This is a genomic window from Candidatus Nitrospira neomarina (assembly GCF_032051675.1).
Classification (GTDB): Bacteria; Nitrospirota; Nitrospiria; order Nitrospirales; family UBA8639; genus Nitrospira_E; species Nitrospira_E neomarina.
On record NZ_CP116968.1, the window covers coordinates 2729441 to 2743176 of the forward strand.

Annotated in this window: 14 protein-coding genes; 8 read left to right on the top strand and 6 right to left on the bottom strand. The window is 51.6% G+C overall.

All coding sequences use genetic code 11. The features are described from left to right. Positions 1-70 precede the first annotated feature (70 nt). Positions 71-349, top strand: a complete 279-nt coding sequence (locus PQG83_RS11705) for a type II toxin-antitoxin system VapC family toxin (protein WP_312741147.1) — start codon at positions 71-73, stop codon at positions 347-349. Positions 350-452: 103 nt separating this feature from the next. Here PQG83_RS11705 and PQG83_RS11710 read toward each other — a convergent pair whose 3' ends face one another. After that, positions 453-2930 (bottom strand): VIT and vWA domain-containing protein, encoded by a 2478-nt coding sequence (locus PQG83_RS11710; protein ID WP_312741149.1) that lies wholly within the window; start codon positions 2928-2930, stop codon positions 453-455. Between the two features lie 182 nt (positions 2931-3112). Here PQG83_RS11710 and PQG83_RS11715 point away from each other — a divergent pair, with 182 nt between their 5' ends. Next, positions 3113-3379 carry a ribbon-helix-helix domain-containing protein gene (locus tag PQG83_RS11715; RefSeq protein ID WP_312741151.1) on the top strand — a complete coding sequence of 89 codons (267 nt, stop codon included), beginning with the start codon at positions 3113-3115 and terminating at the stop codon, positions 3377-3379. After that, positions 3379-3531 (top strand): type II toxin-antitoxin system RelE/ParE family toxin, encoded by a 153-nt coding sequence (locus tag PQG83_RS11720; protein ID WP_312741154.1) that lies wholly within the window; start codon positions 3379-3381, stop codon positions 3529-3531. Before PQG83_RS11715 ends, PQG83_RS11720 begins: the two co-directional genes overlap by 1 nt. A 314-nt stretch (positions 3532-3845) precedes the next feature. On the opposite strand, the gene PQG83_RS11725 is transcribed toward PQG83_RS11720, so the two are convergent. The 4 genes from PQG83_RS11725 to PQG83_RS11740 all read right to left on the bottom strand — a co-directional run bounded on the left by PQG83_RS11725 (position 3846) and on the right by PQG83_RS11740 (position 7536). Further along, positions 3846-5219 (bottom strand): hypothetical protein, encoded by a 1374-nt coding sequence (locus PQG83_RS11725; protein ID WP_312741157.1) that lies wholly within the window; start codon positions 5217-5219, stop codon positions 3846-3848. Then, positions 5219-5770 (bottom strand): RNA polymerase sigma factor, encoded by a 552-nt coding sequence (locus tag PQG83_RS11730; protein WP_312741158.1) that lies wholly within the window; start codon positions 5768-5770, stop codon positions 5219-5221. The genes PQG83_RS11725 and PQG83_RS11730 overlap by 1 nt, the downstream gene beginning before the upstream one ends. 252 nt (positions 5771-6022) lie before the next feature. Further along, positions 6023-6862: an endonuclease/exonuclease/phosphatase family protein gene (locus tag PQG83_RS11735; RefSeq protein WP_312741160.1), complete on the bottom strand. Its 840-nt coding sequence runs from the start codon at positions 6860-6862 to the stop codon at positions 6023-6025. Positions 6863-7056: 194 nt separating this feature from the next. Next, the gene (locus tag PQG83_RS11740) at positions 7057-7536 is read right to left on the bottom strand and encodes a hypothetical protein (protein WP_312741162.1); all 480 of its coding nucleotides are present in this window, start codon (positions 7534-7536) and stop codon (positions 7057-7059) included. Positions 7537-7681: 145 nt separating this feature from the next. On the opposite strand from PQG83_RS11740, the gene PQG83_RS11745 reads away from it, so the two are divergent. Both PQG83_RS11745 and PQG83_RS11750 read left to right on the top strand, forming a co-directional pair. Continuing rightward, positions 7682-8368: a class I SAM-dependent methyltransferase gene (locus tag PQG83_RS11745; protein ID WP_312741164.1), complete on the top strand. Its 687-nt coding sequence runs from the start codon at positions 7682-7684 to the stop codon at positions 8366-8368. Between the two features lie 130 nt (positions 8369-8498). Further along, entirely contained in the window at positions 8499-10016 is a 1518-nt protein-coding gene (locus tag PQG83_RS11750; RefSeq protein WP_312741166.1) for a class I SAM-dependent methyltransferase, read from the top strand. A gap of 18 nt (positions 10017-10034) precedes the next feature. Here the strand turns inward: PQG83_RS11750 and PQG83_RS11755 are convergent, their stop codons facing one another. Continuing rightward, positions 10035-10970 (bottom strand): Ppx/GppA phosphatase family protein, encoded by a 936-nt coding sequence (locus PQG83_RS11755; protein WP_312741169.1) that lies wholly within the window; start codon positions 10968-10970, stop codon positions 10035-10037. Between the two features lie 244 nt (positions 10971-11214). Between PQG83_RS11755 and PQG83_RS11760 the strand changes: the two genes are divergently transcribed. From PQG83_RS11760 to PQG83_RS11770, 3 genes are all read left to right on the top strand, one after another. Next, positions 11215-11487 (top strand): Fe(2+)-trafficking protein, encoded by a 273-nt coding sequence (locus PQG83_RS11760; RefSeq protein WP_312741175.1) that lies wholly within the window; start codon positions 11215-11217, stop codon positions 11485-11487. Positions 11488-11712: 225 nt separating this feature from the next. Continuing rightward, on the top strand, positions 11713-12273 hold the full coding sequence (locus tag PQG83_RS11765; RefSeq protein ID WP_312741178.1) for a YqgE/AlgH family protein: 561 nt from the start codon (positions 11713-11715) through the stop codon (positions 12271-12273). A gap of 89 nt (positions 12274-12362) precedes the next feature. Continuing rightward, on the top strand, positions 12363-13637 hold the full coding sequence (locus PQG83_RS11770) for an AmpG family muropeptide MFS transporter (RefSeq protein ID WP_312741181.1): 1275 nt from the start codon (positions 12363-12365) through the stop codon (positions 13635-13637). The last annotated feature ends 99 nt before the right edge of the window (positions 13638-13736 follow it).

The following is a 13736-nucleotide window of genomic DNA, read 5'->3' on the forward strand; positions in this document are numbered from 1 at the left end:
ATTTCAGACGACAGGGCGCTTTGGCTGGTGAGTCGGGAGATATTTTCCGACCCTTCGCATGAAATTTTGCTTGAGTGCCATTTCCGTTTGGGAAATTCTGGTGAAATACTCTCTCGGTAGGATTCCCCTTCCCACACCAGTGGATCAATTCATCTCTCAACAGCGGGAGCGTCATGGTATTGGCACACTCGCGTTGGAAGAAGCCGCAACCGGACACCTGCCCAAACTCCCTACACTTCATAAAGACCCTTTTGACCGCATGCTCATTTGCCAGGCTATCCAACATGAACTGACCATCCTGACTCCTGATCCACTCATTACCCAATATGCCGTCCGAACCGCTTGGTAGGGGTTTTTCCCAAAATATTAGGTTCCTTTTACCAAGTCAGGACTGACAAAAAATCAGGCGGCTCAGGTCTGAGCCCGAGCCGCTTGCCAGCTAAAACACCAATTTAGGCCGCTGCACGTTGCAACGAGATATACCGCACCACGGGCAATTTCGAAAAGCCTTCCAATTTTTCAACGGACAGCCGCCCGATCACGAGCGTGCCCGTCTTGGGCTGGGCCACCACTTCAAAGCCCAATACTTTCAACTTTTCCAAGGTCTCAGGATTGGTATCCGTCAACCAGACTTGAAGCAATACCTTCCCATCGGTCACATGTTGCGCCATGTCCTGGGATAACGTGGACTTCTTCTCCACATGTTCCACCAACGATCGGAGTGTGGAATCCATTTTGCCGGAGGAAGCCCCCAGACGAGCATCATTCCTTTCGGGTTCAACGCGATCAACTATGGCCGGCGGGCTGGAGGCCACGGATTCCCGGGCAACCTTTCCTCCCAGAAAAGATCGACTCATTTTCGCAATCGGCTGCATCATTCGATGCCCAAAACTCCCTGCGTTCTCGTCCCTGCTGCCAAATATGCCTTCGTAACTTACCCCTTCCGGCAGTTCCACCGGCACTTCTATACGACGAGGCTGTCCACCTTCCGTGATGGTCAACTCTTCCACCGCGACAAATGAGGTGAACTGGGTCATCAGTCGATAATCCAACCCTAATTGCGTGATGGCTTCCCGGACATCCTTCCGGGGGTTTCCTTGCTGAATACCTTCGAGATCCTTAGCCATCAGCTCCACAATTTTTGTCCGCGCCCACAAAGAAGTCAGTACATCATGCTCCGGAGCAAAACCGGGGAGATCGACGGGAATATTCCGCACCACTGAACGCCCTGCCACTTTGCCACGCAACCGTATCGTGCCCTTGCCCGGAGTCGTATACCGTCCAGTCAGCACCAACGGTTTCGCGCTAAACAAATCTGGAAGTCGCTTTGGATAGACCTCCGACACATCCAGCCCATCCCAGTCCACGGACAAATCCGTGAGCAAAGGATGTTGGACCCGCTCATGGAAACGCCGGGCCGCAGCCGAGCCATCGTCATACAAGCCCACATACTCCACTTCACCACGACCCTCCTCGGCCATCCTATCCAATAAAAACCGATTGACGCTGCTGCCAATCCCAAAAGAAAAGATTCGGGCTTTTGGATATTTCTGCACTTCGCCCAGAATGGCCATATCGTTGCCGATATACCCATCCGTCATGAAACACACGATGCGAACATGTTCTTGCGAATCGGAGGGTTCCAACGCCGCCCGAATGGCCTTCATCATTTCCGTTCCACCCCCGCCGGACCGTGAGGCCAGAAACGCCTGGGCCTTCCGGACATTCGCCGAAGTCGCCGGAACAGGTTCGGGAAACAGAATATGGGTATCCCCCGCAAACGTGATGAGATTAAACGTATCGCGCGGGTTCAACCCGGCAATGGCCAGGCGCATGGTTTCCTTGGCCTTTTCGATCGGAAAACCGGACATCGACCCGGAGGTATCCAACACAAAGATCAATTCCTTAGGTGTGACTTCATCAGTTTTCACCCGATCAGGCGGCTGGAGAAGCAAGGTAAAAAACCCATCTTCTCCGATTCGATGCGTCAGGACCGCATCGTGAATATCATTCCCTGCTACAGCATAGGTCAGGATAAAATCTTTATTGGGAATAGTCGCTTCCTGTTTCAGGTGAACTTCTGCTTGGGAGGCCTTTGAATTGTTCAAATCAATATCATGCGTCGCAGAATGGACCTGTTTAATCGAGACTCCGGCATCTATCTTGACGGACAACGACAGGTCATGGCCTGACCGGGTGTCCGGCTTCAACACAGGCGGAGTGATATGGGAGGCATCCGGGACCTGATCGGTGTCATAGGCCCACCCCTCGCCGAGCGATGGTACCTGGGCTGTGGGTTGCCCTGGAATGTAACGGGGACCAACCACCATCGGAAACACCACCGAATAGATTCCATCGTCATAAGACAGTGTCTCCACATAACTGATCGTCACCGTAATCTTCTCCCCCGGAAGAATATTCGCGACCGACTGTGTGAAAATATTTGGCCGTTCCTGATCCAAAAGCCCCGCCACATTGCCCCGACGTTTGGCCGCTTCATAAATGGCTCTAGCCTCTTCTCGCTTTTTAATCGTACCTTTCACCACCCGGTCTCCCACCGTAAGCGTCATGGAATCCACCGCTGCATCCTGTGGAAGTGGAAAGGTATAGACGGCTTCAATTTTATCGGGATAGGGATTTTCGAATTCCTGAGTGACCTGAGCCCGGGCAAGCGGCCCGCTGACCTGGATGGACACATCCGTATGCTTGAGGGGAAAGGCTTGGGTGAATTTTCCTTCAGGATCCCGCCCTACCAGGCTTCCGGATTGATCTCCCACCCACCCTTCATTGGGATGGGTACCGGCATGGGCAGTGGGGACAGGATGTGTTCCCGCACCGAAAAATCCCGCTCCCACAAGAGCCAACAACCCGGCCAGCCCTCCACTAATCACCAAGCTCCAAAATCGTTTTCTGCCATGTGCGACGTTCATGTTCTACCTCCTTATGTGCAACGGCCCCATGCCGCCTCACAGGAGGGTATGGCAGGACTTTTAAAATCCTTTCAGGGAAAAAGAGGAGTCTATGTAAATTGTATTGCAATATTGCTTTACAGAGTTGACAATTAATCGTGTGACTAAGAAAAGTCCCCTGCCCAGGAAAGGAGAATAAAATTATGGGATCAGAAAATGTGAACGTCAGAGTGACAGGAGATCTTCGCGCTCATCTCCAACAACAGATTGGTCAATATGGGCTGTATGAGAATGCCGGCGAATATATCCGTGATCTCATCCGACGGGACCTGAAAGACCATAAAACTGCTTGGGAGTGGCTACGCAAGGAGTTAGAACCAGGACTCAGGACCGATGAAAATCAATTTATTCGAGTAACTTCCGCCGATGTGATTAGACGAAATACCAATCCCAAGAGGGCTAAGCCCTAATGGCTGACTATCGATTTTCACCGGCGGCGGATAAACGGCAAGATGAAATTTGGGAATATACCACCGAAAAATGGGGCGAGAACCAGGCTAAGAAATATCTTCAAGGTTTGCACGATCACCTTCAAAGGCTTGCAGACAAAGAAATCCCATGACCACTGCTTCCCCTACACCTGCTCGTACCAACGGATTTGAACCTCTCGGTCTTTTTTAGCCGTTACGAAAAGCATTACATATTTTTCCGGAAACTCTCTGGCAACGACATTGGCGTGATCAGCATTCTCCATGGAGCGGTGCAGGTCCCTGTTCGCTTGAATGAGGATTTGGAGAGAATTTTGGAAAAAGAAAAGGAATAGAATCTTGTTTGGCAGATCTAAGAACTACGAGGATTTTGTAGATCGAAAGTGATAGGGCGGTATTATGGAAAAACATCAGATACCCAAGTACCAAAGCTCCATTCTCATCAGTGCTATTTCATTAAGGAAACCACCACATGAAGTGGATTCTCTTTTACTAGGGTAGGTTGAACCACAAACACCGCACCTTCTATCCGCTCAACTTGAAATTCCGACATATCAACTTTACTTTCCAGCCATTGCCCCAGGTCATTTAGCGGCATAAGTGAAAGCAAAACGGTTAGAGAAGGAGCAACGGATTTGTTTGAGTTATCCGTTAATTGACTAAGTGAGAATTCCACGCGGTGGAATGCTTTCACTTTGATCCCCGCTTCAGTTTGCGCCGTCTTGTCGGATTCAATGGGCACCAGGTTTTGCCACTTGCCATTTCCTAATGGCGCCAGCACATAGAGATATCCTGACACGTTCGATTCCACGGCCAATCGAATTTCTGACCAATTTCCGGTGACCTGCCGGATTTCCATCTCCTCATCTTTGCCCTCTTTTGTTTGCTGAACAAAGCTGTATCGGAGCCCTCTGGCAGTTGGCATAGCTGCCCCACCTGCAAAATCTCGCTCCATGGGCTTTAAAGTTTTGGATAGTGCCCCTCGTGGGGCCTGGTCTTCCCTATCGACATCGTTTTTCTCGCCAACCACTTCATCGACTAGCGAGCCACTTGCGGCATAAAACAGTTCCTGTGCACTTGGTGGTAGTTGAGTTGCCTCATCCATAGCTTGATCGGCCATTCTGCCAGGGACAGGGGCTTGTGGGACCCCATCCGTCATCGGCACGTCAGGCGACGCAGGGACCGAAAGAGGCTGAACGGAGCGCCCGTCCTTAGGCTGGATCAATGCTGAAGGTGCTGGTGGGGATTGAGTCACTTGTTCATGTGTTCTTTGGTGCCTCATGGCTAGACCGCTTTCTCTCGCGTCGTTTTCCGTTTTGGCTCTACCTTGACGTTCCCTCTCAATTGCCTCCTCCTGAGCCGGTTTGGTCTCCAAGGCCTCCTTCTGTAACGATGATGTACCTTCATCCGAAGGTTTCTGTGTCCGAAATGGGAGTTCCTCTCTTGATGAGGATTTCGCGGCTTCCTGCTCCTGACTGACCACCGGCCCCCATTCTTTTTCCATTTGCCAGCCAAAGATGAGAGCCAGACCAACGGCAGCCATGCTCCCCGCCCAGGCAAGTGACGTGTGCTCCTTTAACCATCTCACCCATTTCACTTTCTCATCCGGAACACCACCGGAACGCTCTGTTGCTTCCAAACTGGCCAGAATACGCCGGCGGGCCTCAGGATCGGCGAGCATGACTTTCAAGGCTTCTTCATCGGCCAAGGCATTAAAGAGGGCTTGATCGTTGAGGGCTGCTTCATATAATTGGCGCTTTTCCTCGTCGGTCAGCGTATTTGTGGCATAGCCGCCAAGCAGATGTTCCCAGGATACGGCCATTATAGATCCTTCTCCACGGTTTTCTTTTTGTCTTCACCAGCCCGTGGGGTAGTGGTCCGCCAACGCCCTCCCATGAGAGCCAAAAGTTGTTTCCGACAACGGGAGTCCCAGGTATAAATGGTGTTGATGGATCGCTCACCGAATATCTGTTGAATCTCAGGAAAGGTGTGGCCTTGAAGTTTCAACCGGAATAATTCCCTGCAACGCTCACCCAATTGCTGAAGCGCCTCAATCAATTGCCCCACCCGCTCTTTCTGCTCGGCTTGCATGGCGGGATCATCTCCAGGATCTGCAAACGGCTGATCGTCAATGGATTCCTGATGATATTCGCCCCGTCGGAGGCTTTTTCGATGGAGATCCAGCATTTTATACCTGAGAATTTGAAAGGTCAGAGGAACCAGCTCGGTCAATGCCGTGACTTGAGGATATTTTTCGTGCAAGACCAGAAGAACCTCCTGAGCCAAATCTTCAGCCACATCCCTTGATCCACGAGATGTCGCAAATGCCACAATCCTTTCACGGAGTTGGCCAATAATTTGATCCCGGGCCATAGCCGGTTATGGCCTTTTCACGATATCACCAACCATTCAACCTCCGAACTTATTTTGCACGAGATTTTTCTGGCACAGGGTAACTTTCCGGAAAGCATACGGTTGATTATGGAAGGTGGCGCCCTCATGATTTCTGAAGCTTGTGGGCATTGTATCACTGGCTGGGGATAAATCAGCGAACCTGCATGAGAGCACACGCGAGCCTTAAGACAACCCCCGGAAAACTCGGAAGATGATAAGATGCAGAAGGCTCTACACTTTTTGCACTTCAAAATACAGAAGCGCGTGATCGGAATATTTCCTGGTCCACGCATCTCGTTTCTCAGGAGTCGTTTCTTGCGGCCACCCGCGAATATCGATATGGGCTGGTCCAAAGGCCTTAAACCGCATATGGTCCGCCGCTACCACATGATCAAGGTTGCCCGGTGAGTAAGAGGACTTCGAACCCGGCCAGTAGGTCTCCGGATAGGACTTGTCGAGTACCTGCATCTTCCGGTTTTTCACCCGTTTCTGCAGACGTTGGACTTCCTCGTCTGCACTGACATCCTTCGTGCTAAACGTCAGATTCATCCCCATCGTGTTGAGATCCCCCAGAAAAATATAATTCGCCTGGCCATCACTACACGAGGCCTTATCCAGGACTTTTCGCAATTTGAGCGCCCGTTCGGTCTGATCGTCCCGCAAGCCAAACCCTCGAGGTTCCGTCAGACTTTTTAAATGCAAAAACAAAAGGGGATAGGCATTCCCGTCCACTTGGATCGTCAGCAAGGAACCTGGCCGCAGCACGGATACTCCTGATTTAAATTCAAGCCGTTGAGTATAAAAACTTGAGAAGGTTCGCTTCACACCTATTAGAATTTCCTGTGCTTGAGGCCCCTCCGTAATATGAAACTGGTAATCCGGCATCACCGTCACGATGGTGTCATATACCGTCGAGCCCACAACTTCGTACACCGCGACCACATCGGCATGTTGTTGGGCCAGAAATTCGATAATGGGGCCGACCGGTTTTTTCGGCTTCCCCTTGTTTTTGTGCATCGCCCCAAAATGCTCCACATTCCAGGACGCAACGGAGAATGCTTTGGCCATCATGTCCTCCTTGGTGACGTGTGAGAGGTTATGAAATCTTCACCGTTTGCAAGGTTGTACCATAGGCATGGAAAACTTGGAAGAAAAGAACGCTGCATTCAGCAGGCCTCAAATCCGCTCGCGATTCCTTGAGGATACCTTTCAGCCATGAGACTCATTGGCAGAAAACGGAAGTATCAGAGGAAACGTGGCGCGCGTCAAATAGACGTCAAATAAGCCGCAATGAACAAGACGGCCAGACTCAGACTTAAGATGGCTCGTTGGACCCACACCACTTTGCCGGAAAACAGGAGTGGCTCCGTCTCATTCTTTTTGCTTTTTGCGGAGACACCATAGGGATCAAGAATAAGATCGTGGACGAAAATTAATCCTCCGACAATCGCAAATACAAAAAGCTTGAGCATCATGATCAAGCCCCAACTGGTTTCAATGCGTGCTGAGCCGCTTTCATCCAATAACTGAGACGCTCCGGTAAAGATCAGCGCCATGAGACTTACCCACCCCACCATTTTAAACCGTTGGCCAACTTTTTTGACCATCTCAAGAGCTTCCAACGACGGTAGCTTGGCCTTGCCTTCGGTCAAACTTGGCCGGACGACGAGCTGAACAAACATCCATCCGCCAATGAAGGTGATGGCGGCCAATAAATGAATCCACGTGACAACATAGGCGGGCATATGTTTTCTCCTACAATTTCCTTTCATCTCCCAAACGGTGCCATAATACCCACTGAAACGGGGAAAGACCACCAAGAAACGTGCTGAATTCTTTCGTCCCCTGACTGGAATCGGCTAGGGTTCTCTGAACAGCTGTGGAGGCCAAATGATGAAAATTCGCGTTCAGCTAATCCCAAATCTTTCCAAAATATTTGTCCTGGGGCTCCTGGGTCCGTTCGCCCTTGCTGGATTCATGGCCATTGACTCCTCGTGGGGAGCCGAAGCAGACAAGGAGCGATGGAATAAGAAATATGAAACCGAGAACTATCTATTCGGACGTGACCCCATTCCGTTCTTAACGGACCATGTCGATCTTCTACCCAAAGGGGCTGCCCTTGACCTGGCCATGGGTGAAGGACGCAACGGGGTCTTTTTAGCCACGAAAGGCTTTCAGGTCACCGGGGTCGATATTTCAGAGGCGGGTTTCAAAAAAGCCCGAGCCCTCGCTGCCGAGAAAGGCGTGCAACTGACCACGGTCGTCGCCGACCTGGAACAATACACCATTCCCCCCAATTCCTACGATGTGATTATCTGCACCTATTTCCTGCAGCGCGATCTCTTCCCAAAAATTACTGCTGCCCTCAAGCCCGGCGGTGTGGTGCTGATCGAAACCTATACAGTTGATCATTTGCAATACCGCCCACAATTTAACAGGACCTTCCTCTTGGAGCGGAACGAATTATTGACGCTACTCCCTGGCTTGCAGGTATTGCGTTACCAGGAAGTCAATACTGGAGATGCAGCCTTTGCCAGTATCCTGGCACAAAAACCCCTACAGCCCACGCGGCAATAAATGCCAGGACTTTGATTTCTCTCCCTGCTGGAATGGAAGAAATGGTTGCGGCCTTTTGGATCGATGGGGTACCCTGGCAGCTTCCTTTTTGTCCGTGCATGCTGATGACTAGAATCGGAACCCAACCCTCATGACCCAAACCCACGCCTCTCAACCCACTGCCGATACCTGGGCAGGAGTCACCCCTCAGGTCTTGGAGGGGGACATACTCAATCAACGGGCATGGCGCATGCCCGATATTGTGATTTATCAGCATGCGCCGGATGAATGGTGGGTGGCCCCGCTTGATGAAGAGTTACCCCTGGTTCGGCTCAATCGCCTGGGCGCAGCCCTGCTCGGCGCGATGGATGGTCGTATGACCATTGGCGCCCTACTCAATCAGTATGGGAAATGGGTTTGCAGCCCGACCCAACAGAATGGTCGCTGGCATTTAGAACGGTGGGCCCAACCGCGGTTTTCGTTAGCCTATTTTGGAACCGAACCCCCCAGCGGACACAGCGCAGAGGCGAAATGGGATTTGTTGCTGCAAAAGGTGCGGGAAGGTTGGCATCAAAATGTTCAAGCTGAAACCGAAGATCATCTGTCCAAATTTCACGTTCAGGGCATTCAAGGGCCTCACGGCCATTTTGAAATCATCGAAACGACGGTCTCTCATTTATTTCGCGAACCCTGCGAAGCCATGAATGGGCTGACCTATGGGCGACTGCTCGGCAAAACCCTGCGCCAAATGGGCTGGCTCTCCCCCAAGCCCAAACGCATTGTGGAAGTGGGCGCCGGCCTCGGGTATGTCTCAAAGGAACTGGCAGGAGAACTCTCAGCGGATGAGCGGAAAGACATCCAATACACCTTTCTCGATCTGACCGGCCCGTTTCTGGGATCCCAAACGTCGCTGGCGCGCCAAGCAGGGTGGACGGCAACGGCCATTCAAGCCAATGCCGAACGAATGCCCTTGGCGGACCGTGCCGTTGATTTGTTAATCGACAATGAAAATCTCGCCGACATGACGCCAATCCAATTTACCGGGGACGAACTCCTTACCTTTAAAGGGGAGAATCCCCTGCATGAGGAAGCTCTGGACCTTATCCGGCGCATGCGCCTGCCACTCATGCCACCCTTCCCCGACGAAGTGATTTTCAATTACGGCGCCATTCAATTTCTACAGGAAGTCTGGCGCGTGCTGAAGCCGGGCGGACGGGCCATCCTGGTTGAATTCGGGATCGAAGATGATTGGCCTTCTCCCGTCAGATTGCCCGGGCACACCGAATATGAAGTGCAATTCAGTCATCTGCGTCATGCCGCCAAATGGCTGGGCTTCCGCGAGCAGTATTGCACCCTGCCACAATTGCTCGGCATGAAACGGGACATTAATGTCTTATGTACCGGGGCGGCCTATACCCTACGGCGATTTTGTCGTGAATTGGAAAAGCCCTTCTCCGTCCGCGCTTACACAGAAAAAGAATTGGGCACCGCGCTGGGTGCTCTTCTACCCAAACTCACCGGCCTACACTACCATAACGTCTTAGATCCGGCATGGTTTGGTCTGTGGGATTTCAAAGTCTTGTTGGTTGAAAAGCCCGGCGGCATGAGCATCGGGCAACAACCGGCCTTCAAAGAATCCGGCGGCTTCCGCTGGTACACTCAGCGATAGAACCCATTCCTACCCTTCTTATTCCACGTTTTTCAATTTGCTGGCTTTATCCACCAGGATTCCTTCCCGAAGGCCGAAGTCGCTGACCAGGCATTTGTCAAAGCCGAAGGTCTCCATGATCCTTCGTAGAATCACCGTACCTGCCACAATGACAAATTCCCGCCCGGGCTCAAGACCTGGCATGGCCAGGCGCTGCGGTCCTGTTTTGGTGATGAGATCCTGCTCCAGCCCTTTGATGGTCGACAATGTTAACTCATAATTGTGGACACGTGCCGACTCATATCTTGGCAATCCTTGAGACATCGCGGCGAGTGTGGTGACGGACCCTGCTGTCCCGACCAGGGGTATGCCTGAAAAGGTGCCGAAGGCTTTTGACACCTTGGCCAATTCCTCATCAATACAGGCTTCGGCCTGGGAAATCTCCTGGAATGTGGGTGGATCCAGACGAAGCACCCGCTCCAACAAGCGCACCACTCCCAGATCCAAGGAAATGACGGCAGGAGCCATTCCAGAATGAGCCAGGATGCATTCGGTACTGCCGCCGCCAATATCCAATCCCAAAAAATTCGCAATGGCTGGTGGAAGACCAAAACGAATACCCAACAAGGTTCGCCGGGCTTCTTCTTCTCCCGTTAAGACTTCCACTTCCCATCCGGTTTCTTGAGTGACAAGGGCGAGAAAGTCTTTGCGGTTTTCCGATTCACGCACGGCGCTGGTCGCCACGACTGCCACCCCGTTGAGCGGATACTTCGCGGTCTGTTTTTTCCAATCTTTAAGGGTGGACACCACGCGATCCATTGCGGCCTGGGATAACCGTCGGTTTTGGTCAACCCCTTCCCCGAGCCGTAGGATCCGCCGATCCCCATCAACCACGGTCATTTCTCCTGGGGGATTCACTTCTGCCACCAACAAGCGGCAGGTTAAGGTGCCAATATCAATTCCTGCGAGTAACATGCTGTCGCTTCTCCGATCTTGAGATAGGCCCCACAAATTCTCCCTCACGGTCTTTCAAATTCCAAATTGAAAGAGACCGAAAGGTGAGGTCGACATCCATACCTGAAAAACACTCAAAAGACCAGGACATTGAAATCCGTCCTGACTTCTTTTCCCACCCAAGTTTTCTGTGTTAGGATTTTGAATTGTTCTGCATATTAATACGCATAAACTTTGGGCTTGTCACTTACAAAAGGAGAACAGGATGGCGCAAATTCATTGCCGAAAATGCGATAAAGACGCGGACCCGATCACGGACAATCTTTTTATGGGAAAACTGGAAGAAGAAATCAAACAGAAAGTCTGTCAAACCTGCTGGAATGAATGGGCTGGCCCGGGCGGAACGAAGACCATGGTTATTAACGAGTACCAGTTGAATTTAGGGGATGAAAATGCCCGTCAAACCCTGAAGACACAGATGCGGACGTTTTTGAAATTGGATGACGCGACAGGCGAATTTAAAGATTACCGACATTAATCTATCAAAATTTCCTAACAAATTTCCGAAGGGTTCGGATTGCGGCTCCTTGCTTACGAAGGACTTCTCCAGCTTTGTGAGGCAGAGCAGGAGGGGTCATCGTGCAGCCTTGTTGACGAGAGTTGGGAGTGGGCCAGCATTCCGATGGTACCCTTGCAACCATGTATGATTTTCTCCCGGGAAATGCCTCTTGATGGATTCCCCGTGGCACGTTAGGATGAGTGTATGGACACACCATTAGGCAAGGGGGTTTTCCTCATTGCCACTCCGGCATTGCGCGATCCCAATTTTCGTCAAACGGTCGTGCTGCTCTGCGAGCATGGACCGGAAGGCGCCCTAGGCGTGGTCGTGAATCGTCCGACCGAGATGAATATTGCCGAGGTCCTGCCGCAAGTTCCAGTGCTCGAAGGGCAGGAACATCGAGTCTATTCCGGGGGGCCGGTTCAGAAAAACAGCTTGCTCGTCTTGTACCGTCTAAATGAGGAAGTTGAAGATACCCATGCGGTGCTTGACGGCGTGTATCTCGGCGGGAATATGGAGACGCTGGAGCGCATTCTTGAAGTTCCCGGTGAGCACGAATCGTTTCGGGCATATATGGGCTATTCAGGCTGGGGACCCGGACAATTGGAGACGGAAATGGAAAGTGGGTCATGGCTCACCATGCCTGCCCAACCTCACCTCGTCTTCGATGAGGATTCTCAGGACTTATGGGGCGAGGTCATCCAATCCTTCGGAGATCAATATACCATGTATGCACACATGCCCGTAGATCCAAATTTAAACTAACCGCCTCCCTGGCTCGGCTGCATCCTCATCCCCAAGACACCTTCGGCTTCAACAAGACCTAAGCCTATTTCTTTGATAAGGTCTGGTGTATGACCACGCAGACCGAGCCAGGTCATTGGCTTAAAAATTTCTGTCTTCTTCTTGTCAGTCCCAAAATGCTGGTCATGCTGTTGACCGGCTTTTCTTCCGGCCTTCCTCTCCTGCTCATTGGCTCGACCCTCAAATTCTGGATGCGGGAAGAAGGGCTCGATTTAACCACCATTGGTTTTTTCGGATTAGTCGGCCTCCCCTACACGCTCAAATTTCTCTGGGCTCCAGTGATGGACCGTCTCGTGTCTTCTGCTCTGGGAAGACGACGAGGGTGGATGCTGGGCACTCAGATAGCGTTGATGCTCACCATCGCCTCGCTCGCCTTGACTCAACCGGCCATTCATTTATCAACCCTCGCGGTCTTGTGTGTCCTTGTGGCGTTTTTTAGTGCCAGCCAGGATATCGTCCTGGATGCCTATCGCCGTGAATGCCTCTCTGACGAGGAACTCGGCATTGGATCTTCCATGTTTATTTATGGCTATCGCTTGGGAATGTTGACCGCTGGAGCGTTGGCTTTATTTCTGGCCGATCAGGAGAGCCTTTCCTGGAATGCGGTCTATTTCATCATGGGCGCCATGATGAGTATTGGCATTCTCACGACATGGTTTGCACCGGAACCCACCATTCCCACACCACCACCAGCATCATGGCAGGAAGCCATCACAGGTCCGTTTCTGGAGTTTTTTTCCCGTCCTGGCGCTCTCATGATGCTGTTGTTCATCCTGCTGTATAAAGTCGGCGATAGTATGGCGTCAGAAATGCTCTCTCCATTTATGGTGGACCTCGGCGTCTCGAAAACCGACTATGCGATGATCGTCAAGGTTTTCGGCATGATTGCCTTGATGGCGGGAGGATTGATTGGGGGTCTCGTCGTCTATCGCATGGGGATTGTGCCTTCTCTGTTTATTTTGGGTTTTCTCCAAATGATTTCAACGGCAGGGTTTGTCATTCTCGCATATACCGGCAATCACCTCCCGACTCTTACTGCCGTCATTGCCTTTGAGACCATTTCCAGTGGGCTGGGACAAACCGCGTTCGTGGCCTTCATGGCCAGTCTCACCAACAAGCGGTTTACCGCCACACAATATGCCCTGTTGACCAGCTTCATGGGCATTCCGCGGGTCTTTGCCGGCTCCACCACCGGATTTCTGGCCACCTGGTTAGGATGGGAAGGGTTTTTTCTTCTGTGTACCTTAATTGCCCTGCCCGGCTTATTCCTCATTCCCTATCTCCGGCGCTTGGAAGAAAACCACCCATCCCTCACCAAACAATAGGCCTTGTTGCGCCGGCAAAGATGGAGTCGAGACAAGCAAGGACGACCACATCCCCTATTTCCAAATGAAGTTGGAACATTTCCTAATAGTTACCATGCA